A 20265-nucleotide genomic window follows, 5' to 3' on the forward strand; every position below is an offset into this window, starting at 1 on the left:
ATCGGACGGAAGGGGAAAATAGCCTTCTTGGCGAATAGCCATATGGTTCCCCATATTGAAGTTGTGTATTGCGCCACTATTGAATATTCCAGGGATACAGTCCGTAGTCCGCGGATGCTCTATGTGAAACACAGGGCATAGAATAGCGACTTCCACGCACGCGGCAGAGGCGCAAGGATCGCATCGAGTGGATATCCATGAAAAGTTGCATTCCACCGCCTCTTGAAAGGAGTGCAGGGTTGGGATATGCTCGATATGTGAGCCTTCTCATCACTGCATGTCCTAAGTCCGTGTGATCCGACGTCCATCGGTGCATGCCCTGCAAAAAGACAGGTTTTCTGATCGAATTTCTCATGCTCTTCTCTTGAGGGATCCGGCAGGCTTCTTGGAGTTAGAAGCTCTTGCGGAGATTCTCTATTCGGAATTTTTCCCGCACAGACCACAGAAAATCTTTCTGAGCACATTCTCATCGATCTGCTTCATGAGTATATCGTCATAGTCCATGTCTTCATCGCGTCCTGGGTCGATGGGCGCATTGCCGTTCTCTTCGCATTTTGTTAGAGTGTTTTCTTCTATGACGTCACTTAAATCGGGTTCGAAGCGCCTATTGTTCTCGATCCAGCGATCGCAATCGTCATGTGTACCCACATAAGTAATGAAAAGATCGCCGCCATATTCTATGCAGATCAGGCGGTAACCGCTGCCCAAGTCGTATTTTCTGCATTTATCGATTCGCAGTTCCCCGTGTTTGGTTTGACTGTATGTTTCTGCCAAAAACGCGAGATCTTCTTCGAAGAGCTTCTTAATTAATGCGTCTGCCTTTTCTGCAGCGATAGCGGACTTTTTATCACCACGCCTCAGCACTTCGAGACGCCTGTTAAATCTTGTTCTCCGATGTATAAAGACTGCCATATCATCAGCCTCAAGAGCAACCAGCAACGGAGCTATTGTGATTCGTAAAAATGCCAATCCGGGGATGAAGGAACTCTCCCCGGAATGAGACGCTGGGACATTCACCGGGTTTTATCGTTTAATCCGCCTTTTCAACCGGGAAGCCGGCCGAGATCCACCCGTTGATACCCCCCGGACATCGATAGGCGTTATGGTAGCCCAACTTCTTGGCCCACATCGCACCATTATGGGAGCGGGTACACTTGGTGAATCCGCAGTAGAATACGAGTACACGGTCCTTTTCGGGCCCCAGCACTTTAACGAAGGCGGCCTTTTCTTCTTCGCCCATGTCCTTCAGCTCAGGTATAGGGAATGCAAAATTTACCGCGCCTGGATAATGTCCCTTTTTGTAGCCTTCTTCGGGACTGGTGCAAATAACGAGGACATCTTTTTTCTGATCCATCCACTGTTTCAGCTCATCTGTCCGTACGATTCCGTACCCCCCTTTCTGAACGTCTCTGACCAAGTCGACTGCAATTTTTTCCGTTTCGACCTCGTTGATCTCCGCGCAGCGTCCATTGGCGCTCGACAGGAACACAAAGGAAAAGATTGCACAACACAATGCCGACAACAAGAATCCTTTTCTTTTCATAACCGACATGCTGCCTCCTTTAATGAATTGTTTAGATTAGTCTATAGCCCGCCATTGAAGAAACTGGAGAGTGGGCTACGCCTTCCCAGCTAAAACCCAATGATTCAAATCAACTGACCGTTTGTAACTATAGAAAAATTCAATAGCTTTTTGAGTGCTGACATTGTGCAACTGTCTTCCCTCAAAGTTACAGAAAAAGATGGCGGTGAAAGAGCAGGAATGAATGGGCACGAGCAAAAGCTTATAACCTATCGATATGTTCATCCTGTGTCCATTACATTGGGAAAAATAATCAGGAAAATGTATAAGCGACGCCTGTGTTTATTCCTACTATTGCGTTACATGTCCAATGATATCCATTAAGAGATGGTGCTTTGTTGGATGGTTGCACGTATCCCATGCCAATTTCTTAGGCTGTACCGCTGATTTTTGAGGTAACCATCCCGGAAAATGCCATTGCACAATGGGCGGCATCGCTTCTGTTTTTTGGACAGAGTTTTTGGGAATGTGCCTCGAGCGCAGGTTGGATGGCTGGAATCTAACAGTGGGATATGAATGAAACGAATAGAGCGGATAAATCAGTTTTCCGGCCATACCTTGCGCCTGCCAAGCACGGGCAGAAACGCGTTATACGCTCAGGTGAAGCCAGGAAACCAATCCATGCAGGAACTCCTTGTAGAAGGTATTATGAGCATCATATGAAGATGATGCCGATCTGTCAAACTGGAAATTCCGATATTTAAAGATGAAGCCTTCGGAATGATTATATCGGTGTGGTTATGAAGGGGAGGGAAAGAAACCGGTCGGTGTGTCAGATAGGAGAGAGTGAACCGCTGGTCGTTCGAGGGATATGGGGGGGCGTGCGAAGGTGATATCCAGGCCATCATGCTGATATTCTATAGGATATCCTGGGTATGCAGCTCCGAAGGTGTTCCGCGCTCTGCTCGATCCTCCAGTTCGATCCGGGGGCGAGCGGATCGGCTGCTCCAGGATTTGGCTCGCGGCAGGAATTTCGGGTGTCCGGCCTGGCGGCCTTCGATGCTGGTGTGCAGGGTGAGCGTCGTTTTGATCCCGGACTGATCGAAAAGGCCTCTTCCAGGCCTCGACCGGACCCATCGCTCACGTCTATGACCGAAGACTATCCGGAAGGTGGCCACAGGATCGGCAGCAGTGAGACCGAGACGAACAAGGAGATAAGGGGGAGCGGGACGCCGGCCGCCTTGGCGGCTATTTCAGAAAGTCACCCACGTAGACCAAATGCTCGAAGGGCAGTTCCATGTCTTTGATCGTATCGAGAACGGTGTCCAGGGTGGCCAGAAGCACCTTCTCCTTATCGTGGTAGCCGGCCTGGCACACGATGGCCACGGGGGTGTCTCCGGGATAGTTCAGTTTGAGCTCTTCCACCACCTTGGGCAGCTTTACGCGCATGGTAAAGATGACCATGGTCGACTGGGTTTCGCCAAGCTTGGACAGGGTGTCTCGGCAATCAGATGACCCGGTGGTTCCGATGCCGCCGGTCAGAATCACCGAGCGACTGACGATGCCGCTGGTAACCCCCCTGCCCAGGGCCGCATTGGCCGCGTTGAAGGAGGAGATGCCGGGTATGATCTTGGGATTGAGATCCGGGAACTCGGTCAAAAACGCGATGTGTGGGCCATAAATGGTGGGATCCCCGTTGTCCAGCACGGCCACGGTTTTGCCTGTGGCCACGCTTTCCCTCACCAGATTGCGGATCTTACGCTCCTCGGCCTCAAAAGCTCCTGGGTTCTCAAGCCGGTGCGGACAGTTTTTCTTGAACAATGCATGTCTAATTTCATGGACCGCCTTGCCCTCGAGCAGATCCGCGAACGTTTCGAGAAGGTGTCTGCTGGACAGCACCACGTCAGCGGCAAGAACGACCTTCTGTGCCCGGATTGTCATGTTGTCACGGTCGCCGGTGCCCATGCTCACCAAAAATAGACGACCCTTGCCTTGGGTTGGTTCTAGGGCAGAGGTGGGCGCATAGGCCAATATCACGATGAAGATCGAGGCAATGAGGATCCACATTCCTGAGTCAAATTTCCGCCTCATGAGTCATTTCCTCCCTACATGCGCGCTCGCGGGTGGTTCGAGGCCCCGCGAAAAAAAGATGTTTCTAAGGTTTTCCTTCCAACTGCCGGATGGACCGATCTTTCTGGACTTGAGGTACGATGGTCCGGCGCTTCGGGGCGCGTGGCCATACCGGGCGGAAAGAAATCGCATCCTCCGGGCAGATGTTGAGGCACCGAGCGCAGCTGTAGCAATCGGCGGCAAAGATGCGGCCCGCCACCTTGTGCTCAGCCGCCTCCAGCGGACACGCGTGAGTGCATGCACCACAGTGAGTACAACGGTCGGCGTCGATTTGCACCCGTGTCAGGCTCAGTCTTTCCACAAGCCAGGAAATCAATCCGAAAGGGCAGATAAACTGGCAAAACGGCCGATAGACCACAAATGCCGCGGACAATACCGCGAAAATCGTGACCGCGACAGAAACCTGATCAAACTCGAAATTGAAGAGGTTGAAGGGATTGATGTAGTGATAGACGACAAAGCCTTTTCGTTCGCCTACGATGCCGAACAACAGGAACGACATCACCACGAACAGGGTCCCGCGGATCGCGTTCGAAAGCAGGAAAGGGATCTTCCGGCGTTTGATCCGTTTGAAAAACGGAAGACTGTAGAACAATTCCTGCAAGGCCCCAAAAGGGCACGCCCAGCCGCATACCAGCTTGTTTCCCACCACGGCCAGCACGAGAAAAAACGCCAGCGCGGCACCTTTTTCCCATACCGAGGGATAGAGCCCGACCATGGACTTGAAGAGCTTGACGGCGCCTTCCATCGGGTTCGGGGATTTGCCCAGGGCAAACCCGCAGACTGCCACGGCGATCGTCAGGGTGGCCATATAGGGTGCTCGCGGGTACCATACCCGCCGCTCTGAAGGGGGCGAATCGTCGGGACGTCCCAGCCGTGTGAGGAAGACGAGAGCCCATAAGACCAGCGCCGCAAATACGTAGTACTTGAGCGTTCCGGATTGATGTCCGAGGAGGTGGGCCGCTGCATGTTCCAAATCGTTTTGGGCGACGCCCAGTTCCTTGAGAGACTTTCCCTTCGGAACGTCGAGTGGCAGGCTGAGTTCGCGCGCGAGCGCCTTGCCGGTCACGCCGAGTTTCGGCGCGATGTCGCGGATGCTCATTGTCGTCGCTAGAGACGGTACAGGCCGGCCGCCCTTCGGCTCGATGAACCAGCCGACTGCTACCATGGCAGCACAGACCAACACGCTTCCTGCCAGCCATCCCCACTGGATCTTGGACAGGCGCAGAAGATAGGCGGTCGAGGTTCTCTTCTGGTGCACATCCTTCATGGAAAATTCGATTCCTCCGTCGTTCTGGGGCATCACACGCGGGCGACGCGGGTTCTAAGGATTCCGTGTGTCCGAAGACCGCATCGACAGGGTGGCGGTGATGTTGTAAGTGAACAGCAGGCAGGAGGTAAGCAACATGAGGCCACCTGCCACTACCAAGGGTATGACATTCCGCGCTGCAGCCCGAAACCCCGGGCTGCCCGCTTCATAACCGGTGGGAATCGATGCGATCCCGATCAGGTGCCAGCCCAGGCACAGTACCAGAACGCCCAGGATTTGAAAGGCGAGATTGGCTGCGCATACCCAGGAAGAGTAGCGATGACACCCCGTAATGCCCTCGGCTGCATAGTAGAAAAGTCCCATAAGAGCGGTCGTTACCCATCCCGCCAGGGCCATATGGGCATGAATCTTGGTCAGGAAATAGGCGAAGAATGGCTTGATGTACTGTGGATCCAGACCAAACAGATTGGCATAAATGCCTTTGAAGGCAAACTTCGTGGGGTGCATCAGTCCTTCCAAACACGCCAGAATAAGAAACGCCAAGGATGCCAGCATGAAACGCTTGGCCGTGGAGCGGCCCAAAGATTCGGACGTCTTCATTGCAAACTCCTCACAGATGGTGGAGCGGGAATGACCAGATCCTGATAGGGTTACAGCAATTCAACGACATCAATATTCCCAATGCAAACCCGTGTAAGCAAACACAGGCCAATCATCATCGTGGAGGATGTTTTTCATCCCACAATAGACCGCCAAGCCACGGCCCAGTTCCTTGGCCAGGTAGGCGTCAAGAGTCGAATGGTCGTCCAATGGGCCGCCCTGACCGTCTTCAGCGCCCGAATACCAGGTGTAGCCGATTCTGGCCCGCAAACCCCATTTCAGACTGTGCCACGCTGCATTGAGGTTGCCTTTGAAATCGGGCTGACCGGTGAGTTGATATCCGGTATCCTCATTTTCCGTCTTGAGAAAGGTCAGACCTGCGCCGATTTTCAATCCATAGGGAATTCGCAGGTTCCCCAAGAACTCGATCCCTTGTGATTCACCCTGGGATATGTTTTGGTATTTGTATGTTCTTGTTTCTGACTTGCCTTTGCCCGAAACGGACTGTAATACCGATTCGATCATGTCTTCGATTTCTTCATGAAAGTAGGTTGCTTCCATGTAAAGCCCCCTTAACACCGGAAAACTGGATTGCAGGCCGATTTCATAGCTATCGGCTACTTCGGGTTGAAGATCTTCGTTCGGCAGGTATATGTCCTTAGCTTGCCTTCTGTAGGATGTCTCATAGAGTTCATACGGAACCGGGGCACGAAATCCATGTCCGTAACCAGCCTTCACGCGAAGTTGTTTTGTGAGCCTACAGCTCCCGATCACCCTGGGGCTCCACTCCGATCCGAAGTCGCTGTGATCGTCCAGACGCAATCCCGCAACCAGATTGAATTTTTGAAAGAAGGTCAGGTCTATCTGCCCGAATCCGGCAGTATTGTCGGTCTCATACTTCTGAGAGGGATTGCCCGACACTTTGGTGCTGTCTTGACGGTACTCGCCTCCCATGGTCATTATCGCAGAGTCTGAAAATCTTGCCGCAAATCGCCCCTCCAGCTGATTGAGCTGGTTTTTTTCAACGGAAGTATCCCCTGTCGAAGGTGTAACATCAACCTCGTTCTGATATTCTCCGTTGTAGCTCTGGAGCATCAGATCGTAATCCTCAGCAAATCTCCCGTCATAACGGAGGAACACATCACTCGTATCGTCGCGCGCAGCGCGTTCTTTCGTTGTATTTTCCAGATATCTCAGTCCATTACGGTCAAAGCGATTGTAGTATCCTCCAAAACTGAGGGTGTGATCCTTGATTATGTCCACCGATGCCTGGCCCGAAACATATTCCTGTTCCAGGTCATCTCCGTCGTCGGGAGGCGCACCGTCATAGTCCCAGCCGTTCACCTTTTTGTACTGGCTACCGATGATAAAACGAACGGGTTTGATGGATGCACTCCCATAGGCCTGGGGGAGAACGGTGTCACCGCCTGCATGGGTGTTGCTCCCAGCGCGCAGGTCCACACCCGCGGCCATGGTTTCGGTGGGAGGCTTGCGAGTGATGATATTGATCACCCCGCCGAGGGCATCGCTGCCAAACAGAGCGGATGTGGGACCTCGGACGACCTCTATGCGGTCGATCATAAGTGTCGGGATCTGGTTGATATCGGACATGTTTCGAAATCCGGGCGCCAACCGCCTGCCATCCACAAGCAAAAGTGTATGGTCCATATCGGTACCCCGTATGGAGGGACGTACCACACGTCCCGATTCGGTGGTCAGAATCAGGCCCACGGCTTCTTCCAGGGCTTGGGCCACCGTTGTGGCTCCCATTTCCTGGATTTGCCGTTGGGTGATTACCTCGATGGAGGAAGGTGCCTGAGACAATCTTTGCTCTGCCAAAGTCGCCGAAATCACAATTGGATCTATTTCAAACACTTCCTCATCGGGTTGATCCGCGGGCATTGCTTCAGCGGATACCGCCGCCCAGGCTAACACGAACAATACTGCTGTTATTCTTAAGCCCATTGTTTCTTCTCCTTGGAGTCGTTCTGCCTCAAATAGCTGGTGGAACGGATCGCGGGATTGATGTCCATATTGGAGTATTCCATATTGGAGTATATGTCAACCGGTTTCTTACGGCGAAAAACACATTGGCAAGCCACGATGTTATGGGATCGAGTGCTTTCTTGAGGATTTCACGAAGCAGCAATATGCAGGGAAACTTTACTTCAATATCGCTAAGTGTAAAAATATCAAGATATTATGTGGTGAATAACAAGGTCTGACAGATGTTCTCTGCAAAAGGCGGTGCATTGGTCGACCTTCGGAATCTTCCGGTTGTAGGAGAGGTAAGACGGGGTTCCGGCTGATGTCGCCGCCATGATTCTGGACCGATCGAAAAAGCTTTTAGCGGGCCTCGACCGGACCTATTGGCTCACTTCTGTGAACGAAGACTATCCAAAAGGGGGCCACAGGATCGGCAGCAATGCGACGGAGACAAGCAGCGAGATGAGGGTGATCGGGACCCCGACCTTCACATAGTCCATGAAGCGATAGCCGCCGGGTCCCATGACGAGCAGGTGAGCGGGGTGGGAGAGGGGGCTTGCGAAGCTCGACGAGGCCGAGATGGCTACGGTCATCATCAGGAGGTGGGGTGAGATGCCGAGCGCCGCGGCCGCGCTGAGCGCCACCGGCGCCATCAGGACCACCAGGGCCGCCGTGGGGATGATCTGGGTGCCGAGCACGGTGACGATGAAGAGCGTGGCCACAACCCAGCGCGGCCCGAGATCTCCGACTGCGGCGACCAGGGCTTGGGCTCCCATCTGGGCCGCCCCCGTGTTTTCAATGGCCGCTCCGAGAGGCAGCATCGCTGCAATGAGGAAGACGACCTTCCACTCGATGGCCCGGTAGGCCTCCTCCATGCTCAGGCAGCCGAAGAGCACCATGAGCGAAGCGCCGGTAAGCGCAGCAATGGCGATGGGCACCAGGCCTAGGATAGCGCTTGCGAGGACTCCGAGCATGATGGCTACAGCAATCCGCGCTTTTTCGAGACGTGGTGCGCGGGCGGCCGTTTCGTCGAGTACGAGGAAATCGGGGTCGCGGGCCAGGTTTTCGAGACTCCGGCGCTGTCCGTAGACCAGCAGGGCGTCGCCGAATTGGAGCGGCATGTCCTGAAGGCCGGTCCGATAGGCCCGGCCCTTTCTCCAAATAGCCAGAACGCTGATGCCGTATCGCTCGCGGAAAAGGAGGTCGGCGAGGGTTCGGCCGGCCAGGCTGGTTCTGGGCGAGAGCAGAACCTCGGTTGCGCCGATCTGTTGGGATTCCAGTTCGGCGGTTAGGCTGGGGGACCGTTCCGAGATTTCAAGATCCTGAAGGCCTTCGAGCACCTCGAGATCACGCGCCGAGCCCTGCAGCACAAGCAGGTCGCCGGCCTGTATCTTCTCGTCCGGCGATGGCATGCACAGCACTTCCTCTCCGCGTGCGAGGCTGACCACCGTCAGACCGAACCCGTTTCCCAAACGACTCTCAATCAGGTTGTGGTCTGAGAGCACCGATCCGGGAGGAACGCGCACAGGCAGAAGTTCGGTGCGCTCGCCGGCAAGTATTCCTGCCTCGTGCTCCGGCACGATATGCAAGTCCGAGATAAGCCCGAGGGCTGTCAGCTTTTCGAGGGTTTCGGGCTCTCCCTGCAGAATCAGTCTTTCCCCGTCGGCGAGTCGATGGCGCCCCAGGTCCTTGACCTCGGTTTCAGCCGAAGAGTGGAGTGCGAGCACATGGACCCGATGCTGCCGCCGCAGACCAGATTCGGCCAGGGTGGAATCAACCAGCGGCGAGCCTTCGGGAATGCGCGCCTCGGCGATTTGTAGGCATTGCGGGAAGAGGTGTTTAGCGAGTTCGACGGGCTCCAACTGCAGGTGCTGGCTGGCGCGAAAACGCTGCAGGAGTTCCGGGCTGCCGTGCACGACAAGCGTATCTCCCGCCTGCAGAATGTCGTTCGGGCGGGGGGCGAGCATCAGCACCCGCTTCCGCTGAAGTGCCAGCACCGTCAAATATAAGGCCGAGCCGAGCCGGCTTTCGGCGAGAGTGCGGCCGTCTAACGGGGACCCCTTCGGGATGCGGGTGGTGAAGATATGGGCGTCGAACTGGTAGGACGAGCCGATGGAATGGTGGTCGGCGCTTTCCTGGGGCGCGGTGCGGTTCGGGAGCAATCGCCTGCCGATCAGCACCATAAACAGGATGCCGACCGCCACGATGGCGCCGGTGATCGGTGTAAAGTCAAAGAGCCCGAAGGGGCGCAGGCCGGCGCTGCGGATGGCGTCGGTCACCAGGATGTTGGGAGGGGTGGAGATGCCGGTGAACGGACCCCCGAGGAGGCACCCGAGCGCCAGCGGCAGGAGCAGTCTGGATGGCGGGCGTCCGCTGCGGCGGGCCAGGTCCATGGTTGCGGGGAGCAGAATGGCCGCGACGGTGACCGTGTTGATGAGCGCCGAGAGAAGGCTGGCCGCAACCATCAGGGCGGTCATGAGAAGCGCCTCGCCGCCCTTCGCGAAGCGCTGCAGCGGCCTCCCAAGCTGGTGCGCGATGCCGGTGCGCGTCAACCCGGCGGACAGGATGAACAAGGCCCATACCGTGACCACCGCCGGGCTGCTGAACCCGGCCAGCGCCTCTTGGGCGGTTACCAGCCCCGTCAGCGCCAGGGCGGAGAGCACCAGCAGTCCGACGACATCCACCCTCAGCCAGCCGCCGACAAAAAGGACGAAGGCTGCGGCGACGATCGCAAGGAGCATGATGATCTCGAGCGTCAAGCGGATTTTCCTCGGAGACTTATAAGAATTCAGTGCGTTTGCTCAAACGGGTTTCCGTAAGGAAACAGCGCCTGCTGCACAGACGTCCTGACCAGGACGGCCCACAGGCGGAAGAGATGTGAAGATGGCCGCCGAAATCGTGCAAAAAGGCCGTTCCAGGGTGACCTGAACCAAAGGGCCATGCAACAGGCATTATAGGGCATTACGTGAAGGGCAATCCACAAATAAGAATGATGGTACAGGCTGGATAGGTTGGGGGTTTTTGGACAAAACAGGGGTTGTGGCGTATGACGGTGCAAAGGCCCGGGATCCGGCCCCTCATGAACCATGGGCCGCGCATTGAAACGGACCTTGAATCCATAGCCGCAGCTTCCGGGCTATTGAAATCCTCCGGGGGGCCGGCGCGTGTTTCACGTGAAACCCCCATCGAAACGGTTCTTGTTTAGAGAGGCGCTTTCTGATGGATGCCTGCGTCGATCCAAGCGGTTTTGTCTGCATGGGCCGCAATGCGCGGCTTTCCATGGCGCTGTCGAAGGCGTGGTGGCATCGGCCGAAGCACCTTCGGAGACTGAATGGTGAGCACTCAGGAGGCCTGAGGAAGACCGAAAATGGGAGTTTTCGGGTGTTGAAACGCGCCGGCATCAAAAATATATCGGCATCGCGCCGCCCCCGGGAGCGACCGGCGGTTGAACAGGCTATCCTTTACGCCGGGCGGCGACAAAGACAGCGACCCCGAAGAGGCCGAAGATGTAGCCGATACCGCCAAAGATGTCTTTTACCCCAGGCTTCTCGAGATCGGCCCGCAATGCGGCGATTTCACGCTGAATGCGCCGTAGATCCCCTGACAAGGCGCTGTTCTGTTCTTTCAGGAGCGCAGCCAGGGCCTCAGTCCGGTTCTCCGGAGAGTCCTGCGCGGGAAGGGAGCCCGGCAGGCCGATCGGGAGAAGACACAGAAGGCTGATGATGAAGCCTCTTTGCACCAAAGTCATCTGCCGGCCTCCACGTCAGCCTTTTTCAATTCGAAGCTGTTTCTGTGCCCCATACCTGCGTCGATGACGATGGTCAGGTCATCGTCCAGGGGGATGTCGAAGCTGAACAGCCCCTCATCGTTTGTCGTCCCCTCCAGAAGCAGTCGGTTTGTGCTGTCATGAACCAGCACCTTGCCGCCGACCACCGGTTTGCCATCTGGGAAGTAGCCTTCGGTGTAAATTTTGCCTGCTTCGACGTAGGCAAAGACATTCACCCTGTGCGCCAGTGCCGCGCCATGGAGCAGCAGAAGCGTAACCACCGTAAAAACCCCGTAACGCATGACCTTCATGTGGTCCTCCATAGATATTGCATCCATCCCAGGGATAAACGGGCTGTTTCCGGGATAGAAACTATTTCGTATCTATCCGGAAATGATTTCCCGGTGCAACCCGGTTTCCAATCCGGAAATGAGTATTTTTTGCCAATATCAAGGAAATCAAGCGTTTGCGCGGAGGCGACCTGTGGGTCGCCGCACAAGCAAACGTGCAGATTGACGCCGAGATTGGCAAAAAAGACCATTTCCGGATGGAAACTATTTCATATCAAAAGTATGCACCCAGTATACGGCCCCGATCTCCACTTCCTTTTCCTGGCCGTCCTGTTTGAGCGTCCAATCGGCCTTTGTCAGGGCCGAGAATCCCCACCAGCCGGCCCTCGGCATGGCGTAGGTGAAAAAGCCGCCGGCATCCGCTTTGACCACCTGTGTTACGTAAGGGTCCGCCGGGGGGACGACGGCATGACGATTCCCGGGCGATTCATTCAGGTATTCGATCTCCACTTCGGCGAACGGGACCGGTTTGCCTTTGAGCAGCACCTGGCCTGTAAAGACGTTGCCGGTCCACAACCCGTATGGGCGGGTCAAAGGCACGATCTCCGTCTCCAACCCAACCGGTCGATCCCAGCCTTCTTCGAGACCCAGGGCATTGACGCATACCTTGGTGTAATGAACGATGAAACGGTCCTCGGCCGGCTCCCAGTAAGGGGCAGGCTCCGTGTAGAAGGTGTAGTCCCCCGGTCTGCGGATCTCGAAATCGGCGGTCCAGAAGGTGGATGCTTCTGTCTGATCAGGGCTTTTTCCCTTGGATGCCTGGAGACTGTCCAGCAGATCGGTCTTTTTGCCGCCGTGGACAACGGCGAATTGCCTGGGTTTGAGCATCTCCATGTAATGCATCTCCATGGGATGGATGAACTTGACCTGGAGCCTCAACGTCTTGGGATCATCCTTGGTCACGATGTCGTCGGATGGTATGACGGCGCCAAAGTGGGCCCATGCCGGATTGGATGCCGTCATCAAAACGGTCAGAATCGCAGCGGTCAAAAAAGAAACGATGGTGTGCATGATGTGTAACCTCGTGTTGGATGGATTCATGGTTCCCTGCAAATACGATCCTATTTCGGGTGTCCACAGAAGGCACGAGCCAAAAAGCGGTTTGTAGTCGATATCCATTTTTCTGGATGAAATGAATGGCCGGATGGTGGGCTAGAATTCCGCCGTCAACCGCACACCGGTGATCCATCCGTCGACATCCTCACCGGTACCCTCCTTATAGCGGTCGTCCAGAACCTGCACATCCAGGGTCACGGCAAAGATCTCGCTCAGCCCGCATCGCAGATAGGCCTCAGCCACCTGGACCCGGTCTATATCCTGGTTGCCGCCGCCCAGCCGCGCATACCCGATGCCGATGTTGTCCTGTTCCCGGCCCCAGAGCTTGCCGCTGATGTCGAATCCTCCGGAGTACAGGTTTTTGAAGTCGACGGCCGCCTTGTCGTCACACCATCTGAAGCGAATCCAGGCCCCCAGGCAATCCCCAAGCGACTGAGCGAACGAGATGCCGGCACCTTTCAGGCCCTCCTTGCCGGGCCCCTCTGCCTCGCTGAAATCACTGCCGGTCGTATCTAGGAGGATTCCGTAGCTGCCCTCCCCAACGGGGGTGTCCAGCTTATAGTTCAGTTCGAGGCCGTAAAAATGATAAGCATCGCCTTCGTCGTTTTCACCGATCTGCATGATCACCCCCTTCAAAGCAAAGATGCTGTACTCCCATTCCAGCGCTCCTCCGATGTCGTAGGAGGGCAGAAATGCATTGGGACCGTTGACCAGGGCCTCGTTCATGAACTGGGAATATTCGTCGTTGGCATATCGATTCTCGTCGAGATAATCGGTGGCATCGATGACGCCGCCCGTGAGGCCCAGCGTGTGCCCCTCCCCGAAGGTGAACAGGTGCCTGTACCAGGCTGTCAGGAGGTAATCCCGATTGCGGCCGTTGATATCCTTGACGTCGTCTTCCAGGTCCGCGGCCCAGGGGGCGAGGGCGAACGAATGCTTTTCGATGTTAAGACCGCTTCCGGCGCCAAAGCCCAGCTTGAAGAAGATCTCGTCGGCCGGGGTCGGACTGATGCTGACTTCCGGCTGAATCGCCAGGGCGCCGCGCCCGAAGTCATCTGCTTCGCCGGCCCCGCCCGGGCTCTCGTACTGATACGCGCCGGCCATGATGCAGTTGAACGTCGTGGTGTCGACGATTTTCTTGAAAAGCCTGGGAGAACTCGATCCAGAAGCTGTGGGAGCGGCATCCCGTTCTTCGAGCGGTTGGTCTGATGAATGGCCTGCCGTCTGCAGGGTGCCTTGGCCTCCCCAACTGGTTGTCGCAAGCATCGAGCCGACTGCAACGGCAACCAACATCATGAGGTGCTTTATCGTATTCTCTTTCCCTGGAAATGCGCTGACGGAAATGCTCATGCCCTCTCGAGGAGCACCCCGAATCGGGCACGGGCTGGTTTGATCTGCGGCCGGCCGCAGATCGCAAGGCATAAGCCAAGTCTATGGCCCGAAGATCCCTGCCTGACGTTCTTGTGATTCGTCAGCCCTGCAAACAAAAAAAACCACGAAAGCGCCCCCTCTTATCGGGTGCATAGACCTTCGTGGCCGTATTGTTCAAGTTGGTCCTGCCGGTTTGCGGCAGGAATACGCTATGTGCGGGACCAGCCCTAAATCCAAATATGAGCGGCTTCGGCCGCAGATTTCAGAAGCCACCCTATAGCATATCATTTGAAAGACGTCAATTTTTTTGCCCTTCAGCAGGACTCTTTTGTTCGTCGGGCAGAGATGCACACCGTGACAGGACTTTTCAACTCGTCTCCAATCCGTCGCCGTTCGGTAATCCAGCCCGTTCATTTGAGGGGGCCTGGGATTTCGTCTTCCGGTTCCGGCTGAACGCAGGAAGGCTGGGTTTTTCTCTGAAGGAGATGGCAGGTCGAGGTCGTGAAAGCTTCTTGGTCCCTGCGGTCGAGGCATCGCCAACCCGTGCGCTTCAAAAATTCTCGAGCTGCGTCTATTTCGGGTTCGAACACGAAAAAATAGACGTCGTCTCCTTTCTTGAAGCGCGTGCCGTCGGCGACGGGTGACAGCCGTTTTTCTCTGCGCATGGCGGCGGCAATCAAACCGCTGCCCGGATACCCCGTCATCAGATGACAGCCGTCAGCGTGTCGCGGAGGGTTGGATCGGCTTTGCCACTGCTGGAGGTACACCTGGTTCGAATTGAAGCGGCGATCCCAGATCTCTACGTCGATCGGCGCGCCGAAAATGAGGTGGATCCCGGATCTGTGCAACATTTTCCTGGTCAGGGTCTCCGAGTCCATTTTCAAGGCAGCCCAGAGGGTAATCCCTCTGGTTTGTTCCTTCGCCTTTTGGACAAACAGATAATTCACCTCATCATTGCCTGTCAGAGCGATGGCACCGCGCCGCGTGTCGATTTCAGCCCGCAGCAGGTTTCTGGACTGCAGGCCGTTGCCGTAAATAATCCGAGTGCAGTCGTTTTGCGCGGGATAACCATTTCCGGCTGGACACGATCCAGCCGGGATGCGCCTTCAGGATTTCAAGGTTTCATCTCCCTGTTGAAAGGTTGCCGCCCGTGCCTTCTCCTCCGTTTTCCCGCTCGAAACCGCCGCAGTCGGTTTTCCGAGGCTGCTGATGAAGGCGACGACGACCGCACAGCAGTAGGGCAGCGACTGGACCAGCAGGACCACGATCCAGAGGTTGAGGTCCGGGTCTCGGACCGGCTTGGAAAGATGGACGCCGACGGCCGATCCCCAAAGCACCAGGGCCAAGCAGGCCTCCTGCCAGGCCGAGCCCAGGGTCTGGAAAAAGGCGTTCTTGCGGGACCACTTGGGCGTGCGGAAAAACGGCAGACCGCTGGTGAAAAACCCCGTGATGACGGCTTTGGCGATGGTGTGCGAGAGCGCCAGGCCCGCCAGGGCAGCTGCAGCGGTCTGCCGGAGCGTGGCATTCACCCGCGTGCGGTAGAGGTAGAGCATCTTGGCGGCCTTGAAGGCGAAGAAGGCGAGCGGCAGCAGGGAGAGTTCCATCAGCGGCGAGTCGATTTTCCGGGGATTGGTGATCATGGCCATCGACCAGGCGATCGCCCCCAGATTGAAGATCAGGTTGAGTCCGTCGGTAATCCACGGCAGCCAGCCGGCCAGGAAGTGATACCGCTGCCCCCATGTCAGCCTGCTCCTGCGCAGGCCGAAGATATGGCGGAAATGGCGTCGGAGGATCTGGACGGCGCCGTAGGCCCAGCGAAACCGCTGTTTCCTGTAATCCTGGAATGAGTCGGGCATGACGCCTTTGCCGAAACTCTGAGGGATGTAAGTGCCCTGATATCCCTCCTCGAAGATTCGAAGCCCCAGTTCGGCGTCTTCCGTGATGCACCATTCGCTCCATCCTCCGACCCCTTCCAGCACCTTCTTGAGCACGAGGGTCATGGTGCCGTGCTGGATGATGGCATTGCGCTCGTTGCGGGTGATCATGCCGATGTAGAAAAAGCCCCGGTATTCCGCATAGCACATGAACTTGAACAGGCTTTCGTGCTCATCGCGGTAATCCTGAGGAGCCTGGACCAGCGCGAAGGCATCTCCCCGGAAGTGCGGTGCCAGGGCACGCAGCCACTGCGGATTGACCCGGTAGTCACTGTCGATGACGCCGATGACCCGGGCCTCCGGGGCGGTCTGTCGAAGGGCGAAATTCAGCGCCCCCGCTTTGAAGCCGGCCAGGGGATCCTCGTGAAAAAAGCGGAACCGCGGGCCCAGTTCCCTGCAATGCGCTTCAACCGGCCTCCAGATGTCGGGGTCTTTGGTGTTGTTGTCGATGACGATGACCTCGAAGCGGGGATAATCCAGGGCGGCCAGGGCATCGAGGGTCTGTTTCAGCATTTCCGGGGGTTCGTTGTAGGCCGGGACGTGGATGGAGACAAACGGCAGGTCGGCATCGGGGCAGTCCAGAACCGGCTCGATGGATCGCCGCCTCCCGGTGATCCAGATCGCCTCCGCCCACTCGTGGGCCTCGGTCAGGAGGACCAGAATGACCCCCACCATCCCGCAGAAGAGCAGGATCCCCACGATGATCGTGGTCAGCGTCAGATACTGATGGAGATAATCATAAACGATCCACACGCCGGCCGTGGCCGAGGCGTAGGCAATCAGGGCCAGAAAGCTGCGCCCCCGCTTGCGGAGCGTCCGGCTGTCGATGAAGAGCACAGCAAGGACTATGGCCGCGATGAGCACCGAGATGCCGGCCAGGATATACCACCGCGGAATCGGCACAATCGGTTCGACAAAGGGGAATTTAACCCTGCGCTCGACGTCATAGACCCCCCAATAGGCCCCGACCGCCCCCTCGGTGCTGCGTTTCCAGGGCTGGTCGAAGGCCTCCATCACATAGTAGATGTACCCTTCCTTTTCGGCCCGATCCAAAAAGCGCCTCAGGAAGGTCGCCTCGTGGGACATCGATGCCACCGCTGCGACCCGGGTCCGCCCGTTGCTGGGCCAGCCCACCTCCGCAATCACGATGGGTTTACCGGGAAACAGGGTCTTCAGTTCATCGATCCGCTCGACGACGTAGTCCACAGCCCTGTCTACATGGATGCCTTCCCAATAGGGGAGCATGTGGACGGCGAGATAGTCGACGTGCTCCGCAAGCTCGGGGTTCTTGACCCAGACGTGCCAGGGCTCCGCCGTGCTGACGGGGATGTCGGTGGCCCTGCGCACCCGATCGAGATAGGTGAACAGCTGTTCCAGCGGAACATCGTTTCGGAGGGCGGCCTCGTTTCCCACGAGGACGCGCACGATGTTGCGGGGTCTGGCGAGGATCTTCAGAAGTCGCTGGATCTCCTCTTCGTTCCGATCGAGCCGGGCGTCGATCCAGGCCCCCAGCGCCACATTGATGTCATGTCTTTCAGCGAGTTCCGGTATCCGGCCCTGGACGCCATCCACGGTGTAGGTGCGGATGGCGTGGGTCGTGCCGGAGAGAAGGGCCAGGTCGGCATCGATTTCCTCTTCGCTCGGGTAGATCGATCGCACCGGGTCGTCTCCGGCCCGCATGGGGGAAAAGGAAAAGCCCTGGATCCGTGGAGGCCAGCGCGGCTCCTGCTCGGGGCGGTTCATGAATGCCCAGAGGGAGATGGTGAGGATCGCCACCGAAATGCCGATCAGAATGTTCGAGCGAGTCAACATGTTTTTTCCTCTGTAATGGATTCGCTGCTCGGGATGTCCGGGCCGGAGGCGTCTGAGCGGTCGGATCCTGGCTTGCGCGCCGCAAGCGTCCGCTTGAGTCCAAACGGGCCAAGAATACGACTGTCAGCGCTTCGTACCGCGCCGCTTTCCTTTATCATACCCTCCTCGAGGCCGGGCGGAAACCGCTTTTCGCGAGGGATTCTTTTTCGTGAGAGAAGATAGTACAGAAAGGACGCGGAAGCGGTTTGACCCCCGGCGCCCGGTCCGCGAGCAGAGTGCCATGCGCGGCCGTCGGCTTGAGAACCCGTCGAAGTGGGGGGGCCAAGGGCTTTTTACCGAAACCGGAACCACTAAGATTCAATCGTTCCAGAAAAGAAGGGGGTTGCTCGCAAGGTTCCTCCTTGCCGAATCCATTTGACAAAATGGAGATAAACATATAAACGAACATTTATATTGTCCGCTCCGGCAGCAATACTGGGCGTGGTAGACATGCCGCCTCTGTCGGGTTCAGGCGGATCTTCTTTGCAGGGTTGCCTTTGCGGAGGAACTGTCCTTCCAAACGATAACATATCATGGTTCGTTCCTTGCGCCGGCCGGCCCTGTGACCCGTATTGTCGATCGGGACAGGTTGCGGGTGCCGTCGCCTTTGAAACTCCGGACCGAATAGGAAAAAACCTTGACAGTGTGCGACAGGGAGCGGCCCGGAGGTGGAGGCGCGATTGAGGTGCGGCTTTGAATGACAGGCAAAATGGAGCATAGGAAGCCCCCGGATCGGACGTCTGGCATTTGCAGCGATGCGTGTGCGCCGCAGCACCAGCCGGGCGACGAAGAACTTCAGCGTGCCGCCTTTCTTGCGAAGAGTCTTTCGGACCGCAATCGTCTGAAAATCCTGATGACTATCAGCGGTGGCAGAAAATCGGTGTCCGCGATTGTCGAGGAGGTTGATCTGTCGCAGCCGCTGGTTTCACACCATTTGAAGGAGTTGAAACGATCCCTGCTGGTCAGGGTGGAGCGGGAAGGCCCCTTTGTTTACTATGATTTGGCGGACAAGAGAATTATGAATGTGTTGAAGATGTTAAGCGATATGGCCCTTGGCCTGTCGGCCGAAGGCCAGGGATTCCGGGGATGATATCCCGGCACGAGAAGCGTGTGAGGAAACCGGGACCCGCCCCGTAGGGGTGGGACGGAGCACCCGAAGGGTGTGAAGCAAAATCCTCATTTCCGGATTGGTCGATGGGTTGGCGGGAAATCCTTTCCGGATGGACACGAGGTAGCTTGAGGGTATGGATAAACTTTTCGAGAGTATCGCCGGTATGGCCCCGGAAGAAGCCCTGCCGGAAATCACCAGGATCCTGGGACGGCTTTTGCAGGACCTGGATCAGGACGCCCGGGAACGTTTTCTGATGAATCTGATCGAGCGGTCGGAGGGCGACAAGGTTTCCAGCATGGTGCATTTGTGACTGGCGGAATGCATGGGCGAAGGTGTCGACCCGACGGAGATGTGTCAGAGTCTGGTGAACAAGGTTGCGCAATCGGAACTGCTGCTTTCGATTGCGGATCCGGAGCTGCTGGTGCTTTTCGAAGACTGGCTGGATGAATTGGAGGCGGAGGTGCTGGCGCTTTCCAAAAAGCACGGGCGGTTGGATAACGAAATGCTGGCTGAAAAACTCGGTCTCTCCTTGAGGGGCGCGACGTTTCTGCTGTCCAAACTTGAAAGGGAAGGGAGATTTCCCGGATGAGCATGGGCGGCTGGATCGACGGCAATCCTTTCTCTGGGGTGTCCCGGATGCCGCGTGATTTTTGAAGGGTCAGCATCAAGACCGTGTTTGCATACAAATCGGATGAATAGATATCAGGAGTGACGGAGCATGCCCAAATTGATGGTATTTCACAGCGGCAACCCAGGTTGACTTTCGTGCAGAAAGGCTATAGGCGTAGCCAACGACATGAAAGAGAAATTCAACGGGAAATTGGATGTGAACATCTACACGATCGATTCCGAAGAGGCCAGAGGGTATCTTTTCAGGAGCTCGACCAACGTTCTGTTCGAGGATGAATGGCTGCCTCTCGATGTAGCGACGGATAGACAAAAGATGGAGGAATTCTTATCAAAAAACCTTAACGGAGGTCGACCATGAAGGTGTTGTTCATCATTACCACGGAGGACGGGGAGACCATTTACAACGCCATGAGGCTGGCCAATGTCGGCGTGAAGAAGGGGGACGAGGTCAGCGTCTTCATGCTGGGCAAAGGGGTCCTTTTCGAACAGGCCGGCAGTGATCAGTTCGACGTCATGGGGCAGATGAATCAGTTCGAGGGTGATTTCTATGTCTGAGGCGTCTGCATGAAATCCCACAGTCTTGTGGGATCAGCCTCCTGCCCTATCGGATGGATGGATGACCTCTATGGACTTTCCATGGACGCCGATAAGGTCTTGACCTTTTGACTCAATGATGGGTTTGTTTTGC

Annotated in this window: 18 protein-coding genes and 1 pseudogene; 4 read left to right on the forward strand and 15 right to left on the reverse strand. The window is 56.4% G+C overall.

What is annotated here, in order from left to right:
- Positions 1-414: 414 nt before the first annotated feature.
- The 15 genes and pseudogenes from ACZ500_RS19265 to ACZ500_RS19335 all read right to left on the reverse strand — a co-directional run bounded on the left by ACZ500_RS19265 (position 415) and on the right by ACZ500_RS19335 (position 17797).
- A complete protein-coding gene (locus ACZ500_RS19265) occupies positions 415-969 on the reverse strand; it encodes a hypothetical protein (protein WP_464229072.1) in 555 nt (184 codons plus the stop codon).
- Positions 970-1030: 61 nt separating this feature from the next.
- Positions 1031-1543: a rhodanese-like domain-containing protein gene (locus tag ACZ500_RS19270; RefSeq protein ID WP_464229073.1), complete on the reverse strand. Its 513-nt coding sequence runs from the start codon at positions 1541-1543 to the stop codon at positions 1031-1033.
- A 1227-nt stretch (positions 1544-2770) separates the two neighbouring features.
- Entirely contained in the window at positions 2771-3613 is an 843-nt protein-coding gene (locus ACZ500_RS19275) for an SAM-dependent methyltransferase (protein WP_464229074.1), read from the reverse strand.
- A gap of 64 nt (positions 3614-3677) precedes the next feature.
- Entirely contained in the window at positions 3678-4922 is a 1245-nt protein-coding gene (locus ACZ500_RS19280; protein ID WP_464229075.1) for a 4Fe-4S binding protein, read from the reverse strand.
- A gap of 54 nt (positions 4923-4976) precedes the next feature.
- Positions 4977-5522: a hypothetical protein gene (locus ACZ500_RS19285; protein ID WP_464229076.1), complete on the reverse strand. Its 546-nt coding sequence runs from the start codon at positions 5520-5522 to the stop codon at positions 4977-4979.
- 69 nt (positions 5523-5591) lie between these two features.
- A complete protein-coding gene (locus tag ACZ500_RS19290; RefSeq protein WP_464229077.1) occupies positions 5592-7487 on the reverse strand; it encodes a TonB-dependent receptor plug domain-containing protein in 1896 nt (631 codons plus the stop codon).
- Positions 7488-7915: 428 nt separating this feature from the next.
- Positions 7916-10267 carry an SLC13 family permease gene (locus tag ACZ500_RS19295; protein ID WP_464229078.1) on the reverse strand — a complete coding sequence of 784 codons (2352 nt, stop codon included), beginning with the start codon at positions 10265-10267 and terminating at the stop codon, positions 7916-7918.
- Positions 10268-10962: 695 nt separating this feature from the next.
- Positions 10963-11256 carry a hypothetical protein gene (locus tag ACZ500_RS19300; protein ID WP_464229080.1) on the reverse strand — a complete coding sequence of 98 codons (294 nt, stop codon included), beginning with the start codon at positions 11254-11256 and terminating at the stop codon, positions 10963-10965.
- Positions 11253-11585, reverse strand: coding sequence for a carboxypeptidase regulatory-like domain-containing protein (locus tag ACZ500_RS19305; RefSeq protein ID WP_464229081.1), 333 nt, complete (start codon positions 11583-11585; stop codon positions 11253-11255). Before ACZ500_RS19305 ends, ACZ500_RS19300 begins: the two co-directional genes overlap by 4 nt.
- Positions 11582-11815, reverse strand: coding sequence for a hypothetical protein (locus ACZ500_RS19310; protein WP_464229082.1), 234 nt, complete (start codon positions 11813-11815; stop codon positions 11582-11584). Before ACZ500_RS19310 ends, ACZ500_RS19305 begins: the two co-directional genes overlap by 4 nt.
- Positions 11816-11828: 13 nt before the next feature.
- Positions 11829-12635 (reverse strand): DUF4198 domain-containing protein, encoded by an 807-nt coding sequence (locus ACZ500_RS19315; RefSeq protein WP_464229085.1) that lies wholly within the window; start codon positions 12633-12635, stop codon positions 11829-11831.
- A gap of 141 nt (positions 12636-12776) precedes the next feature.
- Positions 12777-13976 carry a carbohydrate porin gene (locus ACZ500_RS19320; RefSeq protein WP_464229086.1) on the reverse strand — a complete coding sequence of 400 codons (1200 nt, stop codon included), beginning with the start codon at positions 13974-13976 and terminating at the stop codon, positions 12777-12779.
- 485 nt (positions 13977-14461) lie between these two features.
- Positions 14462-14902, reverse strand: coding sequence for a hypothetical protein (locus ACZ500_RS19325; protein ID WP_464229088.1), 441 nt, complete (start codon positions 14900-14902; stop codon positions 14462-14464).
- 30 nt (positions 14903-14932) lie between these two features.
- Positions 14933-15151 (reverse strand): annotated as a pseudogene (locus ACZ500_RS19330) (NAD-binding protein); the annotation flags it as partial.
- Positions 15152-15157: 6 nt separating this feature from the next.
- On the reverse strand, positions 15158-17797 hold the full coding sequence (locus tag ACZ500_RS19335; RefSeq protein WP_464229089.1) for a glycosyltransferase family 2 protein: 2640 nt from the start codon (positions 17795-17797) through the stop codon (positions 15158-15160).
- Between the two features lie 748 nt (positions 17798-18545).
- On the opposite strand from ACZ500_RS19335, the gene tsoR reads away from it, so the two are divergent.
- From tsoR to ACZ500_RS19355, 4 genes are all read left to right on the forward strand, one after another.
- On the forward strand, positions 18546-18926 hold the full coding sequence (gene tsoR, locus ACZ500_RS19340; protein WP_464229090.1) for an ArsR/SmtB-type metalloregulator TsoR: 381 nt from the start codon (positions 18546-18548) through the stop codon (positions 18924-18926).
- A 154-nt stretch (positions 18927-19080) separates the two neighbouring features.
- Entirely contained in the window at positions 19081-19536 is a 456-nt protein-coding gene (gene tsoA, locus ACZ500_RS19345; RefSeq protein ID WP_464229091.1) for an LULAXC motif selenoprotein TsoA, read from the forward strand.
- A 129-nt stretch (positions 19537-19665) separates the two neighbouring features.
- Positions 19666-19935: an HSGNPxU motif (seleno)protein TsoX gene (gene tsoX, locus ACZ500_RS19350; RefSeq protein WP_464229092.1), complete on the forward strand. Its 270-nt coding sequence runs from the start codon at positions 19666-19668 to the stop codon at positions 19933-19935.
- Positions 19932-20243, forward strand: coding sequence for a DsrE family protein (locus ACZ500_RS19355; protein WP_464229093.1), 312 nt, complete (start codon positions 19932-19934; stop codon positions 20241-20243). Before tsoX ends, ACZ500_RS19355 begins: the two co-directional genes overlap by 4 nt.
- Positions 20244-20265: the final 22 nt, after the last annotated feature.

It is taken from the genome of Desulfatiglans parachlorophenolica (genome assembly GCF_055394735.1).

Excerpts from the sequence above, each read along its gene's own strand:
- ACZ500_RS19305 (WP_464229081.1), bottom strand. The coding sequence starts at position 11,585 with ATGAAGGTCATGCGTTACGGGGTTTTTACGGTGGTTACGCTTCTGCTG.
- ACZ500_RS19325 (WP_464229088.1), bottom strand. The coding sequence starts at position 14,902 with ATGTTGCACAGATCCGGGATCCACCTCATTTTCGGCGCGCCGATCGAC.
- ACZ500_RS19270 (WP_464229073.1), bottom strand. The coding sequence starts at position 1,543 with ATGAAAAGAAAAGGATTCTTGTTGTCGGCATTGTGTTGTGCAATCTTT.
- ACZ500_RS19320 (WP_464229086.1), bottom strand. The coding sequence starts at position 13,976 with ATGATGTTGGTTGCCGTTGCAGTCGGCTCGATGCTTGCGACAACCAGT.
- ACZ500_RS19300 (WP_464229080.1), bottom strand. The coding sequence starts at position 11,256 with ATGACTTTGGTGCAAAGAGGCTTCATCATCAGCCTTCTGTGTCTTCTC.
- ACZ500_RS19290 (WP_464229077.1), bottom strand. The coding sequence starts at position 7,487 with ATGGGCTTAAGAATAACAGCAGTATTGTTCGTGTTAGCCTGGGCGGCG.
- tsoR (WP_464229090.1), top strand. The coding sequence starts at position 18,546 with ATGGAGCATAGGAAGCCCCCGGATCGGACGTCTGGCATTTGCAGCGAT.
- ACZ500_RS19310 (WP_464229082.1), bottom strand. The coding sequence starts at position 11,815 with ATGGTCTTTTTTGCCAATCTCGGCGTCAATCTGCACGTTTGCTTGTGC.
- ACZ500_RS19285 (WP_464229076.1), bottom strand. The coding sequence starts at position 5,522 with ATGAAGACGTCCGAATCTTTGGGCCGCTCCACGGCCAAGCGTTTCATG.
- ACZ500_RS19280 (WP_464229075.1), bottom strand. The coding sequence starts at position 4,922 with ATGAAGGATGTGCACCAGAAGAGAACCTCGACCGCCTATCTTCTGCGC.
- ACZ500_RS19335 (WP_464229089.1), bottom strand. The coding sequence starts at position 17,797 with ATGTTGACTCGCTCGAACATTCTGATCGGCATTTCGGTGGCGATCCTC.
- ACZ500_RS19315 (WP_464229085.1), bottom strand. The coding sequence starts at position 12,635 with ATGCACACCATCGTTTCTTTTTTGACCGCTGCGATTCTGACCGTTTTG.
- ACZ500_RS19275 (WP_464229074.1), bottom strand. The coding sequence starts at position 3,613 with ATGAGGCGGAAATTTGACTCAGGAATGTGGATCCTCATTGCCTCGATC.